This window comes from Synechococcus sp. CB0205, assembly GCF_000179255.1.
Taxonomy (GTDB): Bacteria; Cyanobacteriota; Cyanobacteriia; order PCC-6307; family Cyanobiaceae; genus Vulcanococcus.
Genome location: NZ_ADXM01000046.1, coordinates 88,666 through 112,592 on the forward strand (window position 1 = coordinate 88,666; position 23,927 = coordinate 112,592).

General features: G+C 52.7%; 26 protein-coding genes. 16 read left to right on the forward strand and 10 right to left on the reverse strand.

The features are described 5' to 3' along the window. The first annotated feature begins 7 nt into the window (after positions 1-7). Positions 8-394 carry a hypothetical protein gene (locus CB0205_RS14550; protein WP_010316420.1) on the forward strand — a complete coding sequence of 129 codons (387 nt, stop codon included), beginning with the start codon at positions 8-10 and terminating at the stop codon, positions 392-394. A 195-nt stretch (positions 395-589) separates the two neighbouring features. Here CB0205_RS14550 and CB0205_RS15380 read toward each other — a convergent pair whose 3' ends face one another. Next, positions 590-1,153 (reverse strand): DUF2939 domain-containing protein, encoded by a 564-nt coding sequence (locus CB0205_RS15380; protein WP_071777964.1) that lies wholly within the window; start codon positions 1,151-1,153, stop codon positions 590-592. A gap of 590 nt (positions 1,154-1,743) precedes the next feature. Between CB0205_RS15380 and CB0205_RS0108275 the strand changes: the two genes are divergently transcribed. From CB0205_RS0108275 to CB0205_RS14560, 3 genes are all read left to right on the forward strand, one after another. Beyond that, positions 1,744-2,232 (forward strand): SLOG family protein, encoded by a 489-nt coding sequence (locus CB0205_RS0108275; RefSeq protein WP_010316425.1) that lies wholly within the window; start codon positions 1,744-1,746, stop codon positions 2,230-2,232. Between the two features lie 43 nt (positions 2,233-2,275). Then, positions 2,276-2,929: a siphovirus Gp157 family protein gene (locus CB0205_RS0108280; protein WP_010316427.1), complete on the forward strand. Its 654-nt coding sequence runs from the start codon at positions 2,276-2,278 to the stop codon at positions 2,927-2,929. A gap of 84 nt (positions 2,930-3,013) precedes the next feature. Then, positions 3,014-3,886, forward strand: a complete 873-nt coding sequence (locus CB0205_RS14560; RefSeq protein WP_029626236.1) for an RAD52 family DNA repair protein — start codon at positions 3,014-3,016, stop codon at positions 3,884-3,886. Positions 3,887-3,935: 49 nt separating this feature from the next. Here the strand turns inward: CB0205_RS14560 and CB0205_RS0108290 are convergent, their stop codons facing one another. Further along, positions 3,936-4,211: a hypothetical protein gene (locus tag CB0205_RS0108290; RefSeq protein ID WP_010316430.1), complete on the reverse strand. Its 276-nt coding sequence runs from the start codon at positions 4,209-4,211 to the stop codon at positions 3,936-3,938. 469 nt (positions 4,212-4,680) lie between these two features. On the opposite strand from CB0205_RS0108290, the gene CB0205_RS0108295 reads away from it, so the two are divergent. The 3 genes from CB0205_RS0108295 (at position 4,681) to CB0205_RS0108305 (ending at position 5,531) form a co-directional block, all read left to right on the forward strand. Beyond that, on the forward strand, positions 4,681-4,896 hold the full coding sequence (locus tag CB0205_RS0108295) for a hypothetical protein (RefSeq protein WP_010316433.1): 216 nt from the start codon (positions 4,681-4,683) through the stop codon (positions 4,894-4,896). A 147-nt stretch (positions 4,897-5,043) separates the two neighbouring features. Next, positions 5,044-5,241 carry a Nif11-like leader peptide family natural product precursor gene (locus tag CB0205_RS0108300; RefSeq protein ID WP_010316437.1) on the forward strand — a complete coding sequence of 66 codons (198 nt, stop codon included), beginning with the start codon at positions 5,044-5,046 and terminating at the stop codon, positions 5,239-5,241. Then, positions 5,238-5,531 carry a hypothetical protein gene (locus tag CB0205_RS0108305; protein ID WP_010316439.1) on the forward strand — a complete coding sequence of 98 codons (294 nt, stop codon included), beginning with the start codon at positions 5,238-5,240 and terminating at the stop codon, positions 5,529-5,531. The genes CB0205_RS0108300 and CB0205_RS0108305 overlap by 4 nt, the downstream gene beginning before the upstream one ends. 2 nt (positions 5,532-5,533) lie before the next feature. Here CB0205_RS0108305 and CB0205_RS16650 read toward each other — a convergent pair whose 3' ends face one another. Beyond that, positions 5,534-5,602 carry an excalibur calcium-binding domain-containing protein gene (locus CB0205_RS16650; protein ID WP_255344647.1) on the reverse strand — a complete coding sequence of 23 codons (69 nt, stop codon included), beginning with the start codon at positions 5,600-5,602 and terminating at the stop codon, positions 5,534-5,536. Between the two features lie 205 nt (positions 5,603-5,807). Here CB0205_RS16650 and CB0205_RS16025 point away from each other — a divergent pair, with 205 nt between their 5' ends. Further along, on the forward strand, positions 5,808-6,323 hold the full coding sequence (locus CB0205_RS16025; RefSeq protein WP_156797890.1) for a hypothetical protein: 516 nt from the start codon (positions 5,808-5,810) through the stop codon (positions 6,321-6,323). 2 nt (positions 6,324-6,325) lie between these two features. Here CB0205_RS16025 and CB0205_RS15385 read toward each other — a convergent pair whose 3' ends face one another. Both CB0205_RS15385 and CB0205_RS16030 read right to left on the reverse strand, forming a co-directional pair. Beyond that, positions 6,326-7,291 carry a glycosyltransferase family A protein gene (locus tag CB0205_RS15385; protein WP_198001921.1) on the reverse strand — a complete coding sequence of 322 codons (966 nt, stop codon included), beginning with the start codon at positions 7,289-7,291 and terminating at the stop codon, positions 6,326-6,328. A 90-nt stretch (positions 7,292-7,381) separates the two neighbouring features. Then, positions 7,382-9,007 carry a hypothetical protein gene (locus tag CB0205_RS16030; protein WP_198001922.1) on the reverse strand — a complete coding sequence of 542 codons (1,626 nt, stop codon included), beginning with the start codon at positions 9,005-9,007 and terminating at the stop codon, positions 7,382-7,384. On the opposite strand from CB0205_RS16030, the gene CB0205_RS16730 reads away from it, so the two are divergent. Both CB0205_RS16730 and CB0205_RS15395 read left to right on the forward strand, forming a co-directional pair. Beyond that, positions 9,006-9,722 carry a glycosyltransferase family 2 protein gene (locus CB0205_RS16730; protein WP_071777967.1) on the forward strand — a complete coding sequence of 239 codons (717 nt, stop codon included), beginning with the start codon at positions 9,006-9,008 and terminating at the stop codon, positions 9,720-9,722. The two genes, CB0205_RS16030 and CB0205_RS16730, sit on opposite strands and share 2 nt — an antisense overlap. Positions 9,723-10,793: 1,071 nt before the next feature. Further along, positions 10,794-11,873, forward strand: a complete 1,080-nt coding sequence (locus tag CB0205_RS15395; RefSeq protein ID WP_071777968.1) for a CapA family protein — start codon at positions 10,794-10,796, stop codon at positions 11,871-11,873. 61 nt (positions 11,874-11,934) lie between these two features. On the opposite strand, the gene CB0205_RS0108320 is transcribed toward CB0205_RS15395, so the two are convergent. From CB0205_RS0108320 to CB0205_RS0108335, 3 genes are all read right to left on the reverse strand, one after another. Further along, positions 11,935-12,978, reverse strand: coding sequence for a M23 family metallopeptidase (locus CB0205_RS0108320; RefSeq protein ID WP_029626237.1), 1,044 nt, complete (start codon positions 12,976-12,978; stop codon positions 11,935-11,937). Positions 12,979-13,645: 667 nt separating this feature from the next. Beyond that, positions 13,646-14,188 carry an HD domain-containing protein gene (locus CB0205_RS14565; protein ID WP_232197277.1) on the reverse strand — a complete coding sequence of 181 codons (543 nt, stop codon included), beginning with the start codon at positions 14,186-14,188 and terminating at the stop codon, positions 13,646-13,648. 11 nt (positions 14,189-14,199) lie between these two features. Continuing rightward, positions 14,200-14,427 (reverse strand): hypothetical protein, encoded by a 228-nt coding sequence (locus CB0205_RS0108335; RefSeq protein WP_156797893.1) that lies wholly within the window; start codon positions 14,425-14,427, stop codon positions 14,200-14,202. A gap of 73 nt (positions 14,428-14,500) precedes the next feature. Between CB0205_RS0108335 and CB0205_RS14570 the strand changes: the two genes are divergently transcribed. The 6 genes from CB0205_RS14570 to CB0205_RS15085 all read left to right on the forward strand — a co-directional run bounded on the left by CB0205_RS14570 (position 14,501) and on the right by CB0205_RS15085 (position 19,245). Beyond that, the gene (locus CB0205_RS14570; RefSeq protein ID WP_010316448.1) at positions 14,501-15,166 is read left to right on the forward strand and encodes a MerR family transcriptional regulator; all 666 of its coding nucleotides are present in this window, start codon (positions 14,501-14,503) and stop codon (positions 15,164-15,166) included. A gap of 289 nt (positions 15,167-15,455) precedes the next feature. Then, positions 15,456-16,196, forward strand: a complete 741-nt coding sequence (locus CB0205_RS0108345; RefSeq protein WP_029626238.1) for a hypothetical protein — start codon at positions 15,456-15,458, stop codon at positions 16,194-16,196. Between the two features lie 165 nt (positions 16,197-16,361). Beyond that, positions 16,362-17,372: a hypothetical protein gene (locus tag CB0205_RS16035; protein WP_156797894.1), complete on the forward strand. Its 1,011-nt coding sequence runs from the start codon at positions 16,362-16,364 to the stop codon at positions 17,370-17,372. Positions 17,373-17,434: 62 nt separating this feature from the next. Then, on the forward strand, positions 17,435-17,992 hold the full coding sequence (locus CB0205_RS15400) for an ARC6/PARC6 family protein (RefSeq protein WP_071777969.1): 558 nt from the start codon (positions 17,435-17,437) through the stop codon (positions 17,990-17,992). Positions 17,993-18,023: 31 nt separating this feature from the next. Beyond that, positions 18,024-18,872, forward strand: a complete 849-nt coding sequence (locus tag CB0205_RS15405) for an N-acetylmuramoyl-L-alanine amidase (RefSeq protein WP_156797895.1) — start codon at positions 18,024-18,026, stop codon at positions 18,870-18,872. 4 nt (positions 18,873-18,876) lie between these two features. Continuing rightward, the gene (locus CB0205_RS15085; RefSeq protein ID WP_010316458.1) at positions 18,877-19,245 is read left to right on the forward strand and encodes a TM2 domain-containing protein; all 369 of its coding nucleotides are present in this window, start codon (positions 18,877-18,879) and stop codon (positions 19,243-19,245) included. Positions 19,246-19,282: 37 nt separating this feature from the next. Here the strand turns inward: CB0205_RS15085 and CB0205_RS16040 are convergent, their stop codons facing one another. Both CB0205_RS16040 and CB0205_RS16045 read right to left on the reverse strand, forming a co-directional pair. Then, positions 19,283-20,440 (reverse strand): hypothetical protein, encoded by a 1,158-nt coding sequence (locus CB0205_RS16040; RefSeq protein WP_156797896.1) that lies wholly within the window; start codon positions 20,438-20,440, stop codon positions 19,283-19,285. Positions 20,441-20,648: 208 nt separating this feature from the next. Continuing rightward, complete coding sequence (locus tag CB0205_RS16045; protein ID WP_156797897.1) at positions 20,649-23,927, reverse strand: hypothetical protein; 3,279 nt, start codon at positions 23,925-23,927, stop codon at positions 20,649-20,651.

A 23,927-nucleotide genomic window follows, 5' to 3' on the forward strand; every position in this document is an offset into this window, starting at 1 on the left:
CGCGCCCGTGGCCGCCAGCCATGCCAATCCCCGCTGGCCCAGACGGTTCTGGTGGTTGGGGGTGGCTGCGGCGGCGGGGGTTGTGCTCACGCAGGCCGTGCGCTCCGGTGGCGATACAGAGACGCCCCTGCCGGTGATCGAACCTCGAGAGCCGATCAGTGAGGTTGACGCGCGCTTGCTTGCGGACGGCTGGGTGGCCAAGCCCGATCGCGATCCCCTGCCGTTTGAGCAGCGACTGGCCCACAACACCCTGGCCAGCCTGAGCGGCTGCTCGGGAACGGGGATGGGCTTCTGTCGCTATGACTATCGACGCGGAGGCCAACGCTTTGCTGTTGTCACTGTCCCGGGCCCTGACGGAAGCGGCATCGTCCACAACACGTTTGAGCTGGAGTGAGTCTTCTGCGCATGACTCGCGACAGGCTGGATTATCAGAACGATGGCTGGAAGCAGTTGGTTCCTCTTGCCCTGTCCTTGCCCTGGGTGATCTAAAGATACGGTAGGCCTGGAATTCCTCTATTTACTGCAGATAGCATATCTTCCGCTCTGCATTAGCTCTTTTGGTGAATACTTGCTTGTAAAGACTATGTTGCTAGAAGCTTATGCTTGAGAGCTTCCAGTCCGCAAACCCTTGTCGATTAAATATAAGCGTGATCTTAGACCCGTCTTCGTTTGTTCCAGTTACCTGGAACTTATCAAGGCCCTTGTAACCGAGCGAGCTTTTCTGTAATGACTCGCTCAGCTCTGCTGATCTATTGGCTGCGGCGGCCTCGCCCTCATTCTCTGTGCTAGCCCCTACGCCAGATTGGCTTGACTTTGCCATTTCGAAGGCTGTTCTTAGTCCCGCTGGCGTGACGTAAGCATCAACCATTGCAGATACCATTGGCATGATCAGGGCCATGCCGAAGCTGGCGAAAGGATTGGCTTGCATTTCTGGGTCCTGCTGCATCTGTTTTGCCAGCAGTGCAGGAAGCTCGGATTTAAGGTTTTCTCTTAGAACTGGAAAGTCAATGCACTCTGATGCCCTTTCAGAATTGAGCTCAATAATTGCGTTTCTACATCCCGCGACTGCCGCGAAAGGGCTGAGCAGGTACCAGCCTGCGGCTAATGCCGTAATACAACCCGCCCCAATGCCAGCTGCTGCAACGCGTTTCATCTCATGGACCTTTCTGGCCCAGTTTCTAGCTCAATAATCTGGCTACTAGTTATTTCTTCTGTATTTCTATAGCCGCGAGGACTCTGTCCTTGTGTCAAGGTCTTCGTCTTTTAACAGGGTCTCTTGCTCGCGCGTGTGTCGCCACCCGGCGGCGGAATTGGAGGATGTCACACGGCGCCAGGGCTTCGCGAGCCGGCGTAGCCGCTGCGCGGACACCGGCCCTGGCGCTCGCGTGATCTCTTCTGTCCTTGCCGCCGCCGGGATGTGTGGCGTTGGTTCTGCAGGCATGGCGTCCTCCCGCGGCTGCGGTGGCCCGGCGCATTGGGGCCCGTCTGATGCTCCTAGAAGCGCTGTTGGTGGCTGCGTTCTGGGCGCTTGATGGCTGCTCGGCTTTCAGAAGAGTTGCCCCGCTGCTGATGCCCCAGATGCCTGGATCTAGAGCCGTAAAGATTCAAGAAGAGAGCCCCGCAAGCCCCGTCTCACCTGGCGCATAGTACGCCCGTACTGATACAATAAGAAGGTGATCAAGGGATGGCCTCCGCTGTAGCCGGAGCCCTTGAAAGAGATCCCTCTACGCTCATTTTCTTCCCATGCCTTTGTTCACCCAGGCCGCCGCATTGGCGCCGCCTGATCCTTCTCTGTTTGCCTCAATCTTTCTGCCAGGTAGCGGCCAGCTGGTGGTCGTGGCCGGTGGTGGTCGTGATCTCACCTGGCCCTCCGAATTGATCGCCACCCATCTCCTGCGCGCCACCCGTGGCCGCCTGGTACAGGCCCTGCTCCATGGCGCTGCCCGCGGGGCTGATCAGGCGATCGCGGCCGCTGCCGATCAGCTGGGCTGGCCCCAGATCCCTTGCCCTGCCGCCTGGAGGCAACACGGCCGCGCCGCTGGGCCGATCCGCAATCGCCAGATGCTCCAGCGCTCTCTGGATCTGCTCTCCGCTCTTCCCCTCGGCGCTGCCTTGCTCGTGATCGCGTTCCCGGGATCCCGCGGCACGGCCTCGCTGCTCGATCAGGCCCATCGCCTCAGCCGCCGCTCGGCCATCCCCATCGAGGTGATCCAGATCCCTGAGGCGGCATAGGCCTCATCCGTTCTTCCCTTCCCACACATCACACACCTCAGCCATGTCTGTCGCCATTCCTGTCACCACCCCTCCTGATGTCACCCCCCAGCTCCCCACCCTCTGGGAGCTCGGCGCTGATCTCCAAGCCGAAACCTCGTGGATTGCTCGCCTCTCGGAGCGTCTCGACACCGAGGACGACGACGAACGTGCTCTCGCCATTGCTGATCTCGAGGAATCCCTCGCACTTGAGGACAACAAACGCGAGGCCTTCCTGCGCAAAGCCGATGCCACCTGTTGGGTGATCGAACGCCTCCGCGCAGAAGCCAACTACCACTCCGGCCAATCCAAGCGCTTCTCAGCCCTCGCCAAACGAGAAGACAACCGCGCTGACGCCCTCGAATCCACCCTCATTCATCTGCTCTCCCGCCTCGACCCATCCGCCACTGCCCACAACCTGCTCGATCACCGCCTCACCTCACGCACCACAGAAGCCATCGAGATCGATGAACCCGATCTCCTCCCTCCAGATCTCCTCACCACCCAAACCACCACCACACCAAACAAAACCTCCATCAAGGCCCGCATCCGCTCCGTCATCTCCTCCGCCATCTCAGGCCTCCCCAAACCAGAAGCCGCCCACCTCGCCTTCTCCCTCTCCTCCACCGCCGTCCCAGGCGCACGCCTCATCAAACGCCGCCACTGGTCCATCACCTAGCCCCCACAGTGGGCCTCGCAGTGGGGTTTTGCAGGTGCGGGCCCCACTTCCTTTTCACCACTCCACACACACCACTTCATCGCCATGGCCATCACATCCACAGCCACTACCCACTCCGCTCCAATTCGCCGCAACGCCACCAGCCGGCCACCCACAACGCTTCAACTACTGCGCGAAACGCTGAGCCAAGACGCTGCTCAACCATCGCCTGCCCCTGCAACCGCCCACATCGAGGGGGCCCCTGGCCCCGGCCCCGGGTTTAGTGAGAGGCAGGTGGCGTTGTTGTCGGCGCCGTTGGATCGGGCCCATGTGCGCCAGCGGGAGCAGGGGCGTGGCCGCGTCAGCTATCTCGAGGGGTGGCAGGTGATTGCAGAGGCCAACCGCATCTTTGGTTTTGACGGCTGGGAGCGCTGCACCCTGATCAGCCGCTGCGTGGCGGAACACGAACGCCCGATTGGGCGGGATCGCAAAAGCGGCTGGGGTGTCACCTACACCGCCCGCGTGCGCATCACGGTGACTGCCGGCCACCGCACCTTGATCCGCGAGGGTTCAGGCGCCGGCCATGGCATTGATGCCGACAAGGGCCTGGCCCATGAATCGGCGCTCAAAGAAGCGGAGACCGATGCCACCAAACGGGCGCTGATGACTTTTGGCAATCCGTTCGGCCTGGCGCTCTACGACAAGCAGCAGCGCCAGGTGAGCGATGCCAAGCCAGCGGTCACGGCTAAGCCCACACCTGCGGCACCACAGAACGAGAAAGCCTTGGAGCCAACTGCGATCACAGCCTTGCAGGAGCGGATCAAGGCCCTCGCTCCTGCTCGGCTGGAGGCCTTCTCCAAAGGCTTCCGCGCTGCCTTCCAGGTGCCTGAGGCTCAACCATCCCTGGCTGGGCTGATCACCACCAGCCGGCACCAGCGCTGGATCGAGAGCTTCTTGGCAGACGCACCCGCGGCCTGACCCGCCCAACGGGAACAGCAGAAAAGGCCGGCCACCGCCGGCCTGGCCCTCAGCGGACCTGGTGAGCTTTGAACTCCAGCTCCTGATCGGCCTCGATCGCTCGATCAATCGCCTCCACCCTGGCGAGAAACACCGCCATTGCAGGAAGCAACTCCTCTTCCAGCAGGGCGATCTCTTCTTCCCCATAGGGGTGATCGATCCAGGGCCTGGGGATCAAGAGCCCTTTGGCGGTGTGGGTGGCCAGCAGCCACTCCACCGCCCGATAACAGGACTCCACCAACCCAACCGGATCCTCAGGACCGAAACCAACAGCATGGGTAGCCATACAGAACTGACGCCTTCCGACGCAGCGACGGGACGCCTTCAGGACCGCTCCGCCAGTCAAGGGGCGAGTCCAGTCGCTGATGCGCGGTGAGCACCGGCTCCGCCGGGGCGATCGCGCCACACCAACCAGTCCGCTCGCCTCGCGTCAGCCCTTGACCAGGGGCGATCCTGGAGGTGCCCGGCGCGGCGCTTCTTGCGGTGCGTCTTGAGCCGGTGCGGTGCATCTCGAGGACTGCTCCCCCTCTCGGTGATTCACTCCTGGCCTTAGGCCTTGAGGCTCTCCCTTCCGAACCGCACCAGCACTCGGCTCACCACACAGCCGCGGCGGCGCGTGCCATGGAAGCGGCGTGGATCCCTCCCAGCGTGCCCACTGCGTCAGAGGCGGCAAGGATCAGGCCGGGCTGCTGCGCAGTCCTTGCCGCCTCCGCCACAGCGGGCCTCGGTCGGGGTGTTCCACGCCTTCCCCTTCCATGGCACGCCCCACCGCTCCCTGCTGCGAGATCCGTTTCCTGGTGCTGCACACCTATCCCGATGGCATCAAGGCCTATGGCCATGAGCGCATCACCACCCCGATCGGTCGTCGCGGGAAGCCCGTCAAAAAGCTCCGCCTGATTCCTGCAGAAGATGCTCATGCGATGGCCCGGCATTTCCAGGGCCGTAAGGGCACCACGGTCTCAGTGATCTGAGCCACCTCGGGAGGCTCCGCCTCCCGCCGGCCGGTGTCCCGGCCGGTTTTCCCAGTGCTGACGCAGGGTTTGGAGGAGTGTGATCTGCGGAACCTGGCGCACTTCAGGCGCCCTTGGCATGGTGAGAGACCCAGGAGTTCCTCTCCCATGAGCTGGTCAGAGCTGGAGCGTTTTGTGGCCAATGTGGAGGCTGATGCAGCCCTGCAGCGCGCCCTCAAGCACTGCCGCTCGCGCAAGGAGCTGATCCTGGCGGCACGGCGACTGGGCTACCGGATCACACGGATTGATCTGCATCGCGCCTGGCAGGAGGAGCAACAGGAGAACGAGCGGCAGGCGCAGGGATGAGCAGAAGTCCACTCCCACACAACAAGCTGCAGGTGCACTACCGCGTCTTGCAGCAGGGCGAGACCGCCACGGTGTGGGTGGCTGGGACGACGGCTGGTGACACCGTTCCTGAGCGCTGGCCCGCTTGGCTGTCGATGACCCGCATCCAATGGTTCCCGGCTTGGTTGGAGGGGGAGCAGCTCGACTGGGCGCTCTTGCAGCAGCTGCGCCTCAGTCACCCGATGGCGGATCAGGTTGCGGTGGATCGCGTCACCGTGCTCAGGCAGGGGGTGGTGTTGCAGGAGCGGTGAAATCAGCCGCGCAAACTCTCGCAAGCCTTTCCATCACCATCCCCATCGAGATATCGGTGCCCTTGCCGCAACGACTGACGTCACAGTGGATATTAGTCTGATCCTCTCCAATGCGCCCGTGCTAAAACTCGCAAGGAAAGAAATGGCGGGGGAGATCCCCATTCGCAGGTACGCGTGGAGGAAGTCTTTTGAAATAGAGTGATCACACCAGGAGACAACAAAAAAGCTTGCCATAGAACAAGGGACTGCTAAGGTAGGGCGATACAAAAAAGCCCTATGAAAAAGAGCGCTTCTGTATTCGGAAAGATACAGCCCGTATTTCTTCTCATTGCGCTATTTCCTGTAGGAGTTGTCAGTCTCGGTATTGCCTTATTAAGTAAAAGGCAGTCAGCCATATATCAGCCTGGAACCAAGACCTGCGCAGAATCGCTCGAAGCGGCACGCAGAATGATAGCCGCTAACGGCGGTCAAGTTGATGAGTTCACAAGCGGTGAGATGAGCCCCATGGCCGTGAATCCGTTCTCGTTCAATGAATACGCGACCTTTAGTCTCTCTGGTACTGAAGGAACCGAACGCTTCATGAATTCCAGTGATACCCAGCGTCAAATAGCAGAAGATATACTTAAATCCTGTGATACCACTACGAAGGTGACATTTGGTGTTAATCAGACGGATTATATTATCACCTGGTTCAGGATGCCAAATGGATCTGTCCAAAAGGGAGTATGCCGCGAGGCAAATAGAAATATTGATTACACTGAACTTCCATGGGGAGAGTATGTCTGTTTATAGTTCTAGACACTACTGTCGGTGAGCGTGTCTATGCATCGCTCACCACCGAATTGACCGTTGGCCACGCTGAAGCGAGGCGTAAGCACGGGTTCTTTTCCCGAAGAACGAATCATTTGACGCTGATAATACTCAGCTTTATAGATGGAATTAATATATCCACGGGTCCACGAACGCAGGCCGGTATTTATGGATGATGTTAGTGAATTGGATCGTCTTCTCCTTGCGTAAAGAAAAGAAGGCAGATTTCCCATGCGTGCGACGAAACAGGCTCTAAGCTGAAACTCTGTATCAGCGCCAAATCTGAACGCATCACTGCAGCCGCCAAGTTTTCGCCAGAGACTTGCTTTAATTAGCGAGGAAGGCCATAGCATGCAATGGCCAGGCTCGATCGATAGTGCACGAGACACGTTGACGGGGTACTGGAATAGCTCATATCCGGCCTGATCAAATCGTAGCTCAAATGATCCACAGATATCGAGCTGGTGATAGTCCATGAACGCAATTTGTTTTTCTAGTCTTGTAGGATGTGAAATATCATCTGAATCATGAAGCCAGAGGAGGACAGCGTCATTCATCTTGCTAATAATGCTATTAAATATATGATATGGACCATTTAGGCCTGCGAAAAGCTCGGTGGACACATGAATGTCTGCTGATTCCAGTGCTCGTGACGCGAGTTGAATATCTTGTGAAGCGTTATCCTGATATGCATTGTCAATACCAATAACGACACGGTCTGGCTTTCTTGTCTGGTCCAAAATTGATGAGATCGCATCATAGAAGTAATCATGATCTCTCAAATATGCAACCACACAGACGACGTCATGTCGCTCCTTGGCCGCCTGACTGGTTTGAGTAGTGAGCTGTTCACTGAGAGCCGAACTTATTCTAAACATATCTTCTGACTTCCTATTAATCGCATCCCAAGTGGCCCTAAATTCTGGTCGCCGGATAAAGAAACTATCCACATTGGATTCAGAGCGTGCTATCGCAGACTTGTATATACAACAAGAGTTCAGGAGCCTGTCTTTTCGAAATTGAATATCCATCAGCATCGGTCAGATCTTTCTTAAAAGCCCCAGTGACTGGTATTGCTCAATCAAATTCATGTTTGGGGTCTTGAATCCAGAATAGGAGCTGAATACCATCTCGAGCATATCTCTGCGATGTCTCCAGCAATAGGCAGATAGATAAGAATTGATAGCTGATGCCATTGGGAGGCTGGCTACGCCGAGCCTTGAGTTGCCAATGTTTCTGCATAAGTCTTCCAGAAGAGGTTCTATCGAATCAAGCGAGTTAGTAAATGGAGTGCTTGGGTCAAGTGAGAAAAGGCTGATGACTATGTCGACGACCAACAAAGCTACATCACTAAGACCGCTTCGCTGCTCGATATTCTCACAGATTGCTCGCGTAGCTGAAAGAAGATCTAGAAGATAATCAGATCCGCTACTATCGAGCCAAGGTCCGGCAAGATCTATCCACTGATGATTATCGGCTACCACTAAGAATCCCAGAAGGAATGAGACTAAGCTCATTTTCCTTTGTTTCCATACCAATAGCATCTCCTTGTCAAGAACTGATGCAAGCAGACTTCTGCATTCGCTAATATTGTTCTTTGAAAGAAGATCCTGCAGCGCTTGCCTGTAGTCCTTTCTTTTATCTCTAGGGTTCCAATTGACCTTGGGACCACTATTTAGGATCTCAGCAAGAATAGGGTGCGCATTAGGCCCCAACAACAGCTTTTGTGAGCCAGGACTAATTTGTTGGATACTGCTACTAGAGCGCTCTGATGGAGGAAGTAGCACTGGTGGCATGCAAATGGGCATGAAGACCAAGCCTTCCCCGGCAGGGCACGTATCAGACCTTACCCTTGCTAAGTCGGTTGTCTCTGCTGCAATCACGGGCTGCGTATGACTGTAGAGGTCCGTTGAAAATATTTTTCGGCCGCTAATGCTGATCAGGCTGCGTGGATTTTCTGCATGGAACATGCCGCAGTATTCACATGAATACAGTTGAATACCAAGATCCTGAGCCCCATATTCACTGAAAACGTTGCATTTCCCAAACCGATTCTCAATGACCTTTTTCTCTCGTGGATGAACAGACCAGCCAGTAGTCAGAATGATTGTTCTGCCCTCATGAGCTCCTCTTATTCTCTGTAGAAAATCCAGTGACTCGACTAGTCGTGCGGGAAAGCCTCTAAATATTACCGTGACATCCTGGCTCTTATAATAGTCAACCAGTTTGCCAAGTCTCTCGTATTCGTCACTTGACAACCTGCAGTCAAGTATCGATATATCAAAGGGATCGTGAGGGAATAAGCGTGATGCAATATTGACGACAGCATAGTCTCTTCCTGCAATCCTCGATAGATTCTTTTGTCGCCAGAGATCTCTTTGCACGATCCACTCCGCTGGCTTTGTATACTCAGCACGTCTGCCCGATCTGCCACTGGTAACTCCCTTGTACTCAGACGCAAAAAAGTTTTCACTGACTACATTCTGTAAACTTAACCAGTCATCTTTTTTGATCCCTCCTTGATCAACCAGTATATTGTGGATAGATGGCAACGACATCCGCTCCGGGTTCTTCACCTCGGCGAGTCTTGATGAGTAGATATTGCTTTGCAGGAGCAGGTCCCTCAACTCTTCCGCCTTCCCTGAAGAGATAATCCGCTCTATCATGCCCGTCATCAGTTTCCTACTGCCGGCCCGTCACAGAGTAGATGATGTACGGCGCATTTGTAAATACCTGCTTCCTCAGATCACACGGGCAGAGTGCGAGCTGATCTTTGTAGAAGAGACAGCATTTTCCGATCGCGAACTCTCGGAATTGTTGGCTGAGCATGGTGTTAAGTGTCTAAGGGTAGATTCTGATCGTAAGGAGTTCCACAAGACACGTCTCCTTAACCATGCTCTTAGTGAATCCCGAGGTGACTATGTCATCCCACTTGATGCCGACCTTCTTCCAATGTTCTCCATAGACACGCTGTGCAGTCTTGTGACTACATCACCACAGTTAATCATTGGTGGATACAGAGTCATGTCCGGAAATGATGATTCTTGTGTCAATAGCTATACTATCTCAGTTCCAAAGGCTGCACCCGAAGACTGTAGCGGAGCTATCTATAAGCAGCTGATGCAAGGTGAGCGATTTATGGTTTGCCCTGCATACAACCGTCTTGAGCTGCTATCAATCGGTGGATGGGACGAAGAGTTTGTGGGTTGGGGTTGCGAAGATCAAGATGTACTTGAACGATATTGCAAGTCGACAAAGCGTATCTGTGCTCGTTCGAGAGATCTCTTGTATCTTCACTTTGACCATTGTGACCAAAATGGATGGAACGAGCCAGAGCTTGTGAAAGCAAATCGGGTTCGTTACTACTCAAGGAATAGATGATTGACCTTGTCATTCCCTGTTACAGAAGAGATCAGGACCTTCGATTCTGGTTGAATTCCGGTCTAGAATTGCTAAATACATTCTGCCTCTCATCAATCGTTCTCGGATGTGGATCATTCGTGCTTGTGTTGGCAAATAATGGCGGCACCAGGAAGTCTTCGTGGAAGCGTTATGTGTCACCAGAGAAATCATCGCTATCTGGCGCTAGTCTTCGCTTGCCGCACTCAAAGAGCATCCTTCAACTGCAATGCTTTGCCTTTACATCGGCAGACTATCTGTTTTTCCTTGACTGCGACTTAAGATTCACAAGATCATCTTTTCGTGGCATGTTGGATTGCGTCAATAAGCCTAATGCCAAGAGAAGCGTTGTCTATATCAGGGATATCTATGAAGTGGGCATGGCTTCAGCTCAAACAATATGGTCGGGTGAGCTACCAGTACTATCGACTGACCAAAATGGCTCTAAATACATTTCGATTGAACACTGGACATCTGTGAACACTCGCCCAGGCTTTGGCAACCTGATCTGCAGACGAGATGATTACGTGAGGTGTGGAGGGCACGACCTGATATACAAATCCTATGGATGGGAAGACCATGACCTCCTGATTTCTCTTCAGTTAGAAGGCTGCCCACTCATGTCAGCCTCGTATGCATTTCACCTCACCCATGATGACTCTCATCGTCTGCTAGGTGGTCTTACTCGTGATCAGTGCGTCCTCAGGTCTAAGCGACTTTTTATGGATAAATATGCTTCGCTTTTCCGCTAGGGTTTGCTAGCACTGGGCTTCACTTAGTGTTTTCCAGTTCAAAGCAACGCATGCTGAGGCTGACGTACGCCATCGTTGACAAAGCCCAGTTGTTGTGTCGGAAAACTAACTGAGGGCAGCCTTCATTAGGCTTGTTTGGCGATTCAGCTTGTACGGACTGCTACACCCCACTTGCTAAGCGTATTCCTATGCTATCCGAGCTGTAGTGGTTGATGCAATCTCTGCATGGGTTCAAATGGGGATTTGCCTATACACAAGGCGTTTGGCGGTCTATATTTGTACAAGCTTGAAAGCCTCGAGAGTGATCCGCAGACTTGCAGTCCTTGGCTTGTTAATGCCGGTTATATCCTCCTGTGCATCAGCTATTCCCTCGCAATATCGAGTAAACAATTCAGGTCTTTATACGAGTACTGTAGATGTAGTCGCGAAGCCCCTGCTCGATGTACAAGCTTCGTCGCCACAAAGCCCGGTTGAGTTTTCATTCTCTGCATTCGGGGATGCAGGATGGGCATCGTCTCATGTTGCTACCCCTGTCTATCGATCTGGCTTTCGGCGTGCATATCAACAACTCGATCCGAGTCGGAGTTTGGTAGGTGATATTAACTTCATCAATTGGGAAACTAGTGTTGGCCATCGATGCAGTGCGTTCTGGGCTCCTCGTAGCAAATCAAGCTTTGCATTTCTAAGCCATCCACAGGACTTGGCTGATGCGAGTCTGATTGGCTTCAATCTCATTGGGCTTGCCAATAACCATTCCTTTGACTGCCTGCGCTCGCCAGAAGGATTGGGCCCATTGCAGACCCTGTCTCATCTTTCAGGGATCTCACGCCAAATTTCATCGTCAAAGAGTGCCGTGCTCTTTAATGGGATTTATACTTCCTCGACTGCCTTGCCTTCGAGCGGTATTTATGCGGTCTCTGGTGGACTGGTACCTGTCACATTCATTAGTGCTTATATAGGAGGCGATGCTGTGTATTGCAAGAATATTATCTGCGACAAAGATCTAGCTCGCCTAAAAACTCAAATGGCGACTGCTTCTGGCTTCCGTGTTTTGGCTCTGCATAGCTGGAACCCGCAAAGTCACTCCAAGCTAAAGGTGATCTTATCCTCATGGATTCACGCAAATCTGGTAGACGTCGCTATCGGTACAGGTCCACACGGCGCAGAACCGATCTCCATCATCAAGACACGACATGGTAATCGTGTTCTTGCTACAAGCCTCGGCAACTTTATTCACCCAAGTCTATCTGCTCAGCAAAACAACGTTGTTGTCACCTCCAAATGGCGATTTGATCCCTCATCCGGTGCCGTTGATCTCCTGTCTCTTAAGCCTGTCAAGATCTCTTGTAATGGGGCTGTCTGCGCCAAAACTAAAAAATAGACTGTGGCGAATGCGGCTTAATATCAAGTCGCATTTGATGCCTATTGATCTCTAAATACTTCTAGGCCTTTTGCGGCAAGAACTGCAAAGGGTTGACCGCTCCACGGCCAGCCGGAAGAATCTCGAAGTGCAAATGGGGCCCTGTACTGCGACCCGTGCTGCCCATCTGAGAGATCACTGTTCCCTGCTTAACTACCTGGCCTACGCGCACCAGGATTCGACTGTTGTGGGCGTAGCGGCTGCGGGACCCATCGGCGTGCCGCAGTTCCACCAGGTAGCCGTAGCCGCCATTGTTCCAGCCAGCCACCACAACCTCCCCTGAGCGGGCCGCCACGATCGGCGTTCCCACGTTGTTGGCAACATCGATGCCTTTATGCATCCGGCCCCAACGCCATCCGTAGCCGGAGGTGAAGATGCCCTTGGTCGGCCAGATCCAGGCGGTGTTGCCGAATTCAGCGGCCGGGTTGCCGCCAAAGCCGAAATCAGGCTGATCGGGCCAGCTCAGGCCACCAGAGGCCGTGGGCTTGAGACCAAGGATCATGCGGCTGCGGCCAGGCGTGGAATGGGCCACGCGGATCGGCGTGCCAGCCACGAGTCGGGCGACCTGAAGACCAGGATTCAGACGCAACACCTCGCTGATGCTGAGGTTGTAGCGGTTGGCGATTTTGGCGAGGCTGTCGCCGAGCTTGATCCGCGCGGGCTCCTGGGGTTCGGGGGGAGCGGCGAGAGGAGGTGTGCGGCGCAGTTCACTGGTGTCGATCGCTGCGAGCTGCTTGGCCTGCTTGCTGCTTTGGCTGGGAAGGACGAGCCAATCGCCACGGCCGAAGGAATGGTCTTCGTCGACGTCGTTGAGCTTGGCGAGCTTGCTCTCGTCTTGAGCGAGTTTCTCGGCCAGCTCTTCAATGCTGATGGCGCTGCGCACCTTCACCCAAAGGCGATCGGTGGTGGGCAGTGCGGCGAGGAGATGCTCAGCGGAGGGTGGTGCTGAGGGGGGGGCGGAATATTGAGGACGCGAATCTGCGATCGAGGGGCCGACAATGGTTCCGACGGCGCCGATCGCGCTCGTACTCGCCAGTGTGGTGAATAAGAATTGATAAGGCTTCATGCAGTTTTGGCCAGAGGTCAAAGCCCAGCGGAGAAGCCAGTGTCCGTGAGCACCAAGGACCATACCGGCTTGCATTGCTGAGTGCAAGGCAGCGTGGGCAGTCTTTTGGCTGACCAGAGGGAAATGCCTGTACCGATGGGCACCGCGACCAATCCGCTGCTGGATCAGGCCGAGCTGCCGCTAGCCCAATGAAGCACAACAAGGATCGTGCTTTCGTGGTCAACCCGCTGGTGTAGCCAGTTGTCCGATCTCCATGGCGTCTGCCCCCTGCGCTCCGCACAACCTTGATCGCGGGTGGGTGAGTGGCGAGCGCCTAAGCAGGGCCTGCGATTACAGCCTTTGACCGAGGTTGTCGGCGCTGACATCCTTCTGGACAACCCTGCCTTGACTCTCACCTTCATGTTCCGGGAGTGGCCCGACAACAAGTCCCCTGCGCAGAGCTGCGAGAGAGCGCGACCCTACAGGAGGACTTTTTTGCCTCCTTTCGTGAGGCAGGCATTATGAGCTGAAACCACCCAGAGGTTTGCGATGGAGACCAGCAAAAAAGCCGATCAGCAAGAGCTGGTGCTCGTAACGCTAGAGCTGCCTCGTGATCTCGTGGATTGGATTGACGGGCTTAAGGCCCAGATGGGTTTCCGCAATCGGGGTTTGATTGTTGCTCAACTGATCAGGGAACTGCTCCCTTCTCCCGATGAGCTGGCTGAAGAGCGAGATCTAAGCGAAGCGGCCTAACTAACCGGCTCTCATCAGACACGCCAGACAACCGGCCGACCATTCCCCTTGGACAAACCTTGTGCACCACAAGCCGGTTGCTTGTCCCTGGAGCTGTGAACCATTGAGCTGCCGTCACCAACAGCGAGGCCTCTGGTTTGTGCTCGAGGGAGGCGATGTAGCGGGTCTTGCGCAGCAGCCAGGGCTCCTTCTCTCCGCCCACAGGTGTGCCGTTGGTGTCGGTGCAATCAAGCACGATGTCGGCCACGGCGCTGTCAAAGCGTTCGGCGATGGACGCGTGGCTCTGGCCGGCGTCCTCGATGGCGTCGTGCAGCAGGGCGGCGATGGCCTGGTCTTCCGTACCGCCGTCTTCCCACACCAGGGCGCTGACGCCGATCAGATGGGAGATGTAGGGGATGGGTTTGCCTTTGCGGCGCTGATCCCGGTGGATCTGCTCAGCCCAGAGCAGGGCTTCCCCGTAGCGCGGTGTGATCGTCAGCTCCGCAGCGCTCACTGGCGCACCTTGCAATAACCGGCCCCTGCGTAGGAGCTGCCGCCTGGGCAGGTGGTGCCGTTCTTAGCGGGGAAGTACTGAACGTTGCCGCGCACCTTGCAGTAGCCCGCGCCGGCGTAGCTGGTGCCACCGGGGCAGGTGTTGCCGTTTTTGGCGGGGATCATCAGGGGATTGGCCTGGGCCAGGAGGGTCGCAGCGGCGAGGGAGGCGAGCAGGGGTGGCATGAGCGCTTGATCCGATCCCAGCATCTTACGACTCGCGTTGACAGTTGCACTGCAACAGTGTTACCATTTCTGCATGTTGAAGCCCTCCTCCCGTTCTGCGTCCGCTCCCGCTGCCGGCGAGGCCATCTACGGCCTTGATCAGTTGCTGGAGCTGGCCGGCGAGCGCATGGGGGAAGGGATCACCCCGCGCACCGTGCGCCTCTATGCCACCGAAGGTCTGATCGATCGACCCGGCAAAGATGGCCGCCGCGCGGTCTATGGCCAGCGCCATCTGTTGCAGCTGCTCTTGGTTCGCTCCCTGGCCAGGCGCGGATTAAGCCTCTCGGCCATTGCTCCCCTGGTGGCCGGCGGTGACGAGGCTCTGCAGGAGCAGCTCAACCAGCTGGATGACGGCCCTTATCCCACCTCCCCTGTCCCCGATAGCAAGGACGCCCTCGATTACCTCCAGAGCATCCAGTCGTCTGCCCCTGAACCCTCCCCCTCGCTGTTGCCGTTGCTCGGCGCACCGCTGAGCAGTCGATCGCCGTCGCTGCGCGCCTCGCGCATGGCGGGGCGCAGCAATGCCTCCTCCAGCCGCTGGCATCGCTTCCAGCTGGCGCCCGGTGTGGAGCTGCATCTCAATGAATCGGCCTCGATCCCGCTCACCCTCACGCGGCGTGAGGCGTGGCTTCAGCGCTTGATCGCTCGGCTGCGCGAGCAGCTTGATCACCAAGAATGTACGCCGAATCAAATCAAGTGACCAGTTCCAGAATCATTGAGGAGTGATAAGACATGCCATGCTGACTTATATTATTCAGAGATAAGACTTGAGCCATATGCCAGTCGGCTTTTCAGGCGTGGCCACATTGACAAGCATCAGTCGAGATGTTGTGGCTACGGATATCCACAGCAGTCTTATTCTTCATAGAAGACTGGAACAGGTATAACTAGATTTGACGCATTATCCGGGAGGGGGTACAATAGTTTGGGGATTATTGACATGGGAGGTGATCTTGGCTCGTGATAGTGAACATGACCTAGGGCAGGTCATGAAACAGTCGGAAGATCTGCTGGATCAACTTGATGCTATTGGAGGAGAGGAAAATGAACCCTCTCATAAGGAAACAGAGAAAGACAGGCAGAGACAAGATCCGATCTTGAACAACAACTCTGATAGCAGTCAGGTTGCTTCCTCGAATGCCCTAGCAGTGCTTGGCTGGCTGTTTGCAGGCGTATTCATCGTAATCATCGGTGCCGTCACACAGAATCAAACAGCGCATCAGAATACTGGCACCACAAGCACAAATCTATTAAGTGGGGATAAACAAGAAGCAGACAAGCCCCACAAGCCAGACTTCAAGCCAGACCCGGTCGAACACGAGCGTTCATCGCAGCAAGTCACCTTCAACGGCATCGATTTACCAATTACAAATAGACTGTGCAATAAAAAGGAAACCTTCTGTATCTACGGCTTGGCGAAGCTGGTGCAGGATGAGACTGGTGCAGCTACATACGACTTTGTGGATACCGCCAATGGAGAAAGGGTAACAATCCATGGCGAGATAAACATCTCCAACCTTCAGAGAGCGGCTGACGGGGGGAGGACATTTACGTTTGCTTTTAAAGATAATCAGTCACGCACAACACCAGGATGGGCAGCCGCTGGGTACTTTTACCTCGACCAGGATGCAAAGCAGCCTGGCATCTTGACTCGTTTTAAAACGACTGAAAGCTTTGGGCCGAAAACACCTGTTGGTCTAGAAAATACCTCGTATCTATTCCCTCGTTAAGGTGCCTACCTTTGGGCATTAAAAAGCGGAGAGCTAGCCTGCTAGATTCATCGCATTAAGGAGGCAGGTCTTACAATCGAGCTGAGTCGAGCTTGGGGCCTTCGCTATTGAAGCAATGGTACAGCAGATGGTTTATTGTAGGTACGCCAAGCCTCCGCGAGAGGTATGACAAAGCAGATTAACCAGCAGCTTGTTATTGCCATCGCCGCCGCTGCGGTAGCTTCGGGAGGGGTGATGGCTGCGCTTATTCTTGGGATTGGCCCCAAGAGAACTCTACAGGCCTATAGCTGTGGTAATGACAAGGATATTGAGTACATTATCAAGTCGGGCAGTGAGTTCGTCATTGTCAATCCAAGCAATGAATGGAGCAGAAACAGCTTCTTGGTGAGTCGTGAGGTACAAGATGTACCCAAAAACTGGCTGTTTCGAGGCATTCCAGTCAAAGCCTCGACTCACGATGGTTTTCAGCTCGAGGATACCAAGCCTGATCGACACATCAAGCTTGCAGCTTTCAACGCTGACACAGGTGTTCTAACGGTAAATTATGGTCGCAGCACTCTTAAGACCTCGTCTATAACCTGCAAGCCATATACTGACATCCCAAAGCTTGTATTGGCGGCAAATAATGTTCCTGTTGAGTATTTGACACTTAGACAAAATAATATCTCATTACTTAACCCTAGGCTTGGACAAAAGGATTTCAATCTGCTTCTCTACGCTGCCATTAAGTCGAAAGAGCATTCCACGTACTCGGTCTACCACTTGCTTTCTCGCATGCCGGATAGTTCCCTAACCGGCGATCAGATTCTTGCCATGAAAGAAGCTCGAGATAAACTTATAGATGCAAATTCAAGCGAAGTAGAAGTCTGGGAATATAGTGGCACGGGTAGGTATTCTTGGCAGTATCCGAATGAGAAAGGAGAAGCCGAAAGGCTTTCCATCGCATGGTGCAATGATCAACAGTATTCCAGCACTGGTGATTACACATCAAAAGGATACAAGATCGTTAATTCAACTCCCGAGCAACGTTCAAGCGGCGGTTATGTTAGAGAAAATTACCCAGACGGTCGGTTCGCCGGCTATGTAAACTATACAGCTGAATGCAATGGCACCAACTATAAGCTCCGAAAAACTGGTGGCGTTGATGCTGAGGATGAAAATCAGGGATATGGCTAGTCCCGACATTCCTACGTCTTCTAGAGAACTCCATGATGAAAAAGCATTACTTCGGATCCTTGATGTCCCGCTCCTGGAAGGGACAGGGAGGTTTTTCCAACCAGACAGCGTTGCTACTCATCGCTGTTTGCTATCCGTTGGGCATTGCAAGTATCGCAGTCGTTATCAGCAGTGCTAGTCGCTTCAGCGGTTCGGGCACTTCCACAGCATTTGACTGGAATCCATCTCAACAGGCAATTTCGGAACAAGAGGCTAAGTCTGTTATACAAGAATGGTGGAATGTAAGATCGCGAGTTTTTGCCTCCCCATATGACGCATCTGCCGCATCATCAGTTGTGTCTTCTGGACCTCTGTGGACAGATCTGACTAAATCTGATGGACCTGTTGCGTGGCTCCGGAATAATCGTCAATATTATACCTATCAATCAACCAATATTGAATCTGTTATCTCATTTGACCCTCAGGATCCTGAGCGTCCCAGCATTATTGTTAGAGTAAGGACTCAGGACACACTGCACGGACCTGGTATCAACAAGCCCTCTACTGGAACCAATAATTACAAATATACCTTTGCTCGTGAGAGTGGTAAATGGAAGATCTGGAATTATGAAAAAGTATAGATATCTTTCCTTCATTCAGTAAGTTGTGCACATGACCAGGAAGTCTTCCCTCATCCGATCAGCCCTCATTGCATTGCCGCTTGGCCTTCTTAGCGTTGGTGTCGGTTACTATGCATTTCACTTTTTTAACCGTGATGATATTCCTTCTACGGGCAAACCTGCTCAAACAGAGAGCCAAGCTCTGAACCAGAAAAGTTGGCCCGAAGTACAGCGTTTGATTAGCTCTGGGATCGAGCCATTATCCGAGGCCGATCTAGAGGCCTGCAGAAGCTCGCTTGGCCTTGTGGAGGAGCAGCAAGCACCTGCTCATTCAGATAACTTTGGTGATCGAGACGCAAAAGATCTACTTGGTAGGGAAATCCCACATCAGCCAGCTTTGATCGTGCTTCATGAAACTGTTATCTCCGCCCCGGCAACAATTAATTTCTTCCAGACCCCTCATCCAAATGATAATGACCAAGCCAGCTATCACATGCTTGTGAGTCAGAATGGGGATCTTATCAGATTTGTTCCTGATGAAAATCGTGCGTACGGTGCTGGATATTCAAGGTTTGGAGACTTTACTGTTCATAGTAAATCACCGAATAATTTCTCAGTGAATAATGTGGCGCTTCATATCAGCCTTGAAACACCTCCAGATGGCCGTGGTGATGTAGCGAGCCATTCCGGGTATACACGTGATCAATACAACACGCTGGCTAAACAGGTCCTTCTGTGGCAAGCTAAATATGGTATTCCGATGTTTAGGGTAACAACACATGCAAGTGTAGATCGAAGTCACAGCAGATATGATCCACGGACATTCCGTTGGGATTCTTTTGACGTCTACCACCGTAAACATGCGGCTACGTGTGGGCTAGTAAATCTGACTCTTACCTAGAACAATGTCAAACCAGGAAACCACCCACGAAGAGAAGCACGCTTCAATTGCTTACCTGCTCTGGGGCCTTGGCTTTGTAGGCATCTGCGGCCTGCATCGGATGTACCTCGGTCAATATCAATTGGGTACAGCAATGCTATTCACCTTCGGTCTTTGCGGGGTTGGGCAGCTTGTCGACGTAGCCGTGATTAATCAAGCCGTACAAGAATCAAACTCAAAAGCAGGATATCACCCACCCGAATCAGTACCCGCCCGCACGTCGAAATCTGATGTATCCTCAGAACCCAAAGAGGAGGATACTTCCGACGAGGTCGATGAGCTTGACTTGGAACAAGCGTCGATTGAAGAGACGATGAAGAAGCTTAGAGAATAGAAGAACTCAATAAATAAAGAGTTCTTCTAGCATCGTGTCAACCGATTCGGCCTGGCTTTGCCAATACGTATGACTCCCCAGATTTTTCAACAGTCGCCACTTCGGAAAGATTCAGCAGGTTCTGCCCATCGCCCCGATACACCTTGTTGCGATCAACATGTCGCTTGATCGTCCTAGCAGGATCAGTAGCATTCGGCAGAATATTTGGAATCAGGTACGTCTGATTCGCATAGGTAATTGCAATAAACTCAGACTGAGCACGTTGCTGATATGTTTCTTGGTTGCCATCAATAGAGAAACGTACACCTTCCTCCTTACCCTGCCTTGAGTCAAGTGTCTCGGTCACGAACTCATGAGCAAAGTTACTAATGAGACGGTAATCAGAAGTTGCAACCGCCTCCTTGATCAGACTTATATCCAGCTGGCGGGGTGGTGCAGAAATCTGGACAGGACTCGCGCTCAGTGGCTGGCTCGATACGATTGGTGAAACCCTAGGTTTTGCCGAATCAATATTCTGACCTATCACAATCAGTTCTGTTTCCAGATTGCCGATCTTTGCATTAAGCTGGTTGATTTGAGCCTGCATGGCGGAAAGCTGCCGACTTATGTCGCTAGTAACTCCAGCTGATGCTATTTGCGGGGTATTTGGCTGTAATGACTGTCCATAAGCCGCAGTCGGTCTAACTCCCATTGAACGTGCTTGTCTCTTGTTCTGTGGCGAGGGCAAGCGAAAAAATCTGAATAGAAGGAATAGGGCGACTAGTAATGCGGGAACTCCAAATATGAAGTATGGCGATGTGAACAAGTTACTCTCATTTCTTGGAGCATCAGGTTGGCCGACCGCATTAGTATCCTGAAACTTGTTAGCGTCCTGTATGGCGGGCGACTGAATAGTTGCTGCTGGGGCGACTCGATATTGTTCCAACTCTTGGCTGTTATTGACCAAGCTTTCAAGTTCTTTCCCCTTAAACGTGGCTACTAGATCACAGTTCCTACGCAGGCTGTCAGTACATTCTGATTCATCTGGAAAGTAAAAGACTGCATTTACAGGCAGGCCATTGTTCAATTCGATGACCAGCTGTCCCGATCTATCCTTCTGGGTCGTTTTCTCGCTGCCGCATGACCTTGAATCAGAACAGCTGGAAAACTGCTGCCCCGCCATGAGTTGGAAAGGGATCGTCTCGAGATTGGACATTCTAGGTAGGAAGCAATGAGTGGTTTGAGAAGGTCAGAGGATGATTCTTTCTGTTAAGATAGAGGAGGAAAGGTTCTGGAGAGATAAAGCGGTAAATGTTTGGCAATCTAAAACTTATGACTGGGACTCATTTTCTAAATCCCCATAAAAGCCGATACCATCAGAGTATGTCCTGAATTGCTGTTGTCATTTGAAATGCATCCATGGTTCAGAGCTTCGACCATTGCTTTGCAAGAACTCTCAAGAGTGCCTTATGAGCAACGATAAACCCCGGATCAGGCTCGTAGTTCTGTCGTGATCCATCGCCCGTGGATCGACGATTGTTGAGTAGTTGCTTGACTTCGTTGTCAAGATCAAACCTAATTGCCTCTAGTGACTCTTCCGCAGTCTTGGCCGTGATCGGGCTCATCAAATCCCGAACACCACAGACGCGAACAGCCTGATTGAATGTTTCGATGAAATTACCAATTTCCGTGAAGTCGTCGATCGCGATCGACTTGATTTCTTGGCAGTCGTCTGGAAGTTGCAGCTCGTCTTCCGGCTTGAAGGTGAGCGTTCCAACGTCAGTTACAAACTTCATCGAAATCCCTGCATAGGCCTCTGGTCCCGAGGATGAAACGCCCTTCAAACGTGTGTTATCTACAATTAGACCACCTGCAGCTTCTTGCTTGGGATACTTAGATAGAACCGTATCTCTACGTTGATCAGTAGAATAATTGCCTGCTTTCGCTAGGATGTATGACAAGACCTTGTTGATGTCAGAGGACTCGGAATACTGGCCGTCTGGTTCAATCCAGTTAATGAAGCGGGAGCCATTTCCCCCTAGATAAACTGGTGTGGCATCTTCTTGGTTGAGATATCGAAGAACTAGACCGATGTAGTAATACAATCCTCCATAGGCGAATGCCAGGAGACCCCTAAAACGCTGGATTGCCTCTGTATTCTCCGAGTTGCGGATTCTTTCAAGGACGCTTCCACCCTTAAGTCTCAGGTAACTATCCAGGTAGGCATCAAAGTTTTCTCCACTTTCCTTGAGATCCACGAGGAGCTCTTGTGATTTCTCGTCAGATAAGCCAAATACCTCGCCGATGCGCGCAATATTTCGCTTGAGTGTATGGTGGAAGATATCTCGACCTGCGAACGGAATTGAGAGCTGGTGAACCAGCGTCATATCCTTCCAAATACTGATGTCTGATGTACCTCCACCTACATCCAGACACGTTGTGTAGACAAGCTGCTCACCGATCTCATCAGCGAAATATTGAGCGAATGCGATACTCTCTGTTTGGAACGCAGATGCTGCAGTTCCATCGTTACCCAGTTTGTGCCTTATTTTGCTGAGACCAGCTGCCGAACGCAACGCCCTTTCCCACGCATTCTTATACCGACTAACCTCGGACTCCGAAAAAGCAGTTGGGTATGATGCCTTCCAAGTTATTTCACTGACATCTCCCTTGGCCGCGTGAGCACTAACCATATTAATAAGTGCGGTTAGGAATGCATCTAAATACTTTGGCTTGGTCCACTTAATATCACTGACAACAAAGTCGCTCAGTGGTGGTTCATCCAGCGATGGTACATAGATACGTGACTTTGTGATGAACTCGGGTGTTGTCTCACTCTCGCTCGCTCCTCGCACTGTTAGCAGAGTTGCCATTGGAGGGTTCGTTCCATCTTGTGGTGCGGTCAGGATGGATGGAACGAAGAAATCCTTATTACCATCAAAGTTTTCCGCTGTATCCGTAATATTGAGCGTCAGCATGGACAGCTCTAGACGCTCCCTGGCTCCCGCCTTGGAGACATGGAGATTAGTGAACGATGTACCAAAGTCAACGCCTACAGTCCATTTCCCTGAACGTCCTGTAGTGACCTGAGGAGTTAATATTGGAATGATACCCAGATGATCACCACGCTTGTCAACTAGACTCAGAACATCTGGGTGTGCTGACGTCTGCCAAACCCGATAGATCGTACCAAGATCTCCATCAAGGATCGAATCCTTTGAGTCTTTTGTAGGCATATCGATCGCGAACGCATATGAAGAACTTGACCTCTCCTTACTCTCCTGAACAGAGAGATAATACTTTGTCCATCGACTTTCACTAGGTAGATTAGGCCAAAGAGCGATGTAAGGCAGCTGCCCCTGGAGCTCATCTTCTGACTTGATTGGGTAGTCTTTTGAAATAGCCAGACGTGTAGGCTGATTGCTGAAACCACTAATTTCAAGTTCCAGCGAAACCCGAACACCGTTGCCCTCTGATGTGTTTGTTTGGACCATCTTGAGGCGACTGCGAAGATCGTCGCTACCAAAAAACTCCGTCAGTTCCGGATTAATTGGTGGGATGATTGTTCGAGCTTCACGATCTGGCTGAATCTCATCTAGCCAGCTTCCCGATAGAATGCCTGAACCTCGATACCATCGCAATCTAGGAAGAAAGAACTGATCGGCACTCCAGAAAGTACCTTTCTGAGTACTAGATGCTGACAGAGGTTGGAACGCTGCGAGTGTCGTGGCACCCTCTACACAGATATTATGGGTTGGTTGGTTGAGAACCTGAGGTACAATATCTTTGTCAACAAAATATAATGGTCTTGGATGTGACTTAAGCCCCTGTTGAATCTGGACATTTGAGCTGCGCTTAATCGCCCCTGGATCCACAACTTGTGCCAAAGCATCCAAAGGCTTTGGATTCAATGCAACGCCAAATATCTGAACACTCGTCGCAATGGTAGGAGCAGTTGTTCCTGTTACACCAAAGTCCTGAAGGTATTCATCTAGGATCATTCCAAGCCGATTGCTCAAATCCTGGTTCGGACCATTGGCCACGAGAACTGCTTGCTTGATATTGCCAAGCCAAGAAGCAAATGCAGCTTTTTCCTGTTGGCCTAAATGGTGCTTTGGGTCTCCATATCTAGATATGGTCTTACCCCGACTACCAGGACCCAGGACCGGCACCTCCTCGATCCAGGGAATCAAGGCAGCTAACTGCGGTTGCAGTGAAATGGAAGGAACTGCAAGTGTCGCTGGTGAAGTGAATCCTAAAGGCGATCCATTAAGCGTGAAGGTATAAATTGTCTGCCATGGATTTTCCCCTGTACTGGTGAGTAGCACGGAGTCTTTCGTGGAAGGGAGAAGGCCGACAAGAGAATCAGCAAATGGATTTGACTTGGAAAGTTCCCCCAGCTTGACTTGCTTTGCCTGAATCGCTAGATCTTTGACTTTGGCGAACGCAAGCACAGCCAAGAAACCGATGTATTCATAAATCAGTTCTTGCCTATTAGGGTACTGATCCGTCAGAAATACTGACTGAAAAAGAAGTGCTCTTGCCCAAGGACTTGGAATTGAGTTGATATTAGTGCGTACAGCTTGTTCGTACTTCAGGGCTTGAGCAATCGTGCCAAAGATTGACTTTGAACTAACGTTCCATTCCCCCTGGATAGGGCCAGGAGCAAGAGTGTTGCGAAGCTGTGGAAGAAGTGGTCGCAT

Coding starts and splice junctions, on each gene's coding strand:
- CB0205_RS0108295 (WP_010316433.1), top strand. CDS start 4,681: ATGGCACGCCCCACCGCTCCCTGCTGCGAGATCCGTTTCCTGGTGCTG.
- CB0205_RS16045 (WP_156797897.1), bottom strand. CDS start 23,927: ATGCGACCACTTCTTCCACAGCTTCGCAACACTCTTGCTCCTGGCCCT.
- CB0205_RS0108305 (WP_010316439.1), top strand. CDS start 5,238: ATGAGCAGAAGTCCACTCCCACACAACAAGCTGCAGGTGCACTACCGC.
- CB0205_RS16030 (WP_198001922.1), bottom strand. CDS start 9,007: ATGATAGAGCGGATTATCTCTTCAGGGAAGGCGGAAGAGTTGAGGGAC.
- CB0205_RS15405 (WP_156797895.1), top strand. CDS start 18,024: ATGACCAGGAAGTCTTCCCTCATCCGATCAGCCCTCATTGCATTGCCG.
- CB0205_RS0108300 (WP_010316437.1), top strand. CDS start 5,044: ATGAGCTGGTCAGAGCTGGAGCGTTTTGTGGCCAATGTGGAGGCTGAT.
- CB0205_RS15400 (WP_071777969.1), top strand. CDS start 17,435: ATGTCCCGCTCCTGGAAGGGACAGGGAGGTTTTTCCAACCAGACAGCG.
- CB0205_RS16730 (WP_071777967.1), top strand. CDS start 9,006: ATGCCCGTCATCAGTTTCCTACTGCCGGCCCGTCACAGAGTAGATGAT.
- CB0205_RS14570 (WP_010316448.1), top strand. CDS start 14,501: ATGTTGAAGCCCTCCTCCCGTTCTGCGTCCGCTCCCGCTGCCGGCGAG.
- CB0205_RS0108280 (WP_010316427.1), top strand. CDS start 2,276: ATGTCTGTCGCCATTCCTGTCACCACCCCTCCTGATGTCACCCCCCAG.
- CB0205_RS15380 (WP_071777964.1), bottom strand. CDS start 1,153: ATGAAACGCGTTGCAGCAGCTGGCATTGGGGCGGGTTGTATTACGGCA.
- CB0205_RS0108320 (WP_029626237.1), bottom strand. CDS start 12,978: ATGAAGCCTTATCAATTCTTATTCACCACACTGGCGAGTACGAGCGCG.
- CB0205_RS16035 (WP_156797894.1), top strand. CDS start 16,362: ATGACAAAGCAGATTAACCAGCAGCTTGTTATTGCCATCGCCGCCGCT.
- CB0205_RS0108290 (WP_010316430.1), bottom strand. CDS start 4,211: ATGGCTACCCATGCTGTTGGTTTCGGTCCTGAGGATCCGGTTGGGTTG.
- CB0205_RS0108275 (WP_010316425.1), top strand. CDS start 1,744: ATGCCTTTGTTCACCCAGGCCGCCGCATTGGCGCCGCCTGATCCTTCT.
- CB0205_RS16040 (WP_156797896.1), bottom strand. CDS start 20,440: ATGTCCAATCTCGAGACGATCCCTTTCCAACTCATGGCGGGGCAGCAG.
- CB0205_RS14560 (WP_029626236.1), top strand. CDS start 3,014: ATGGCCATCACATCCACAGCCACTACCCACTCCGCTCCAATTCGCCGC.
- CB0205_RS16025 (WP_156797890.1), top strand. CDS start 5,808: ATGAAAAAGAGCGCTTCTGTATTCGGAAAGATACAGCCCGTATTTCTT.
- CB0205_RS15085 (WP_010316458.1), top strand. CDS start 18,877: ATGTCAAACCAGGAAACCACCCACGAAGAGAAGCACGCTTCAATTGCT.
- CB0205_RS0108335 (WP_156797893.1), bottom strand. CDS start 14,427: ATGCCACCCCTGCTCGCCTCCCTCGCCGCTGCGACCCTCCTGGCCCAG.
- CB0205_RS0108345 (WP_029626238.1), top strand. CDS start 15,456: ATGAAACAGTCGGAAGATCTGCTGGATCAACTTGATGCTATTGGAGGA.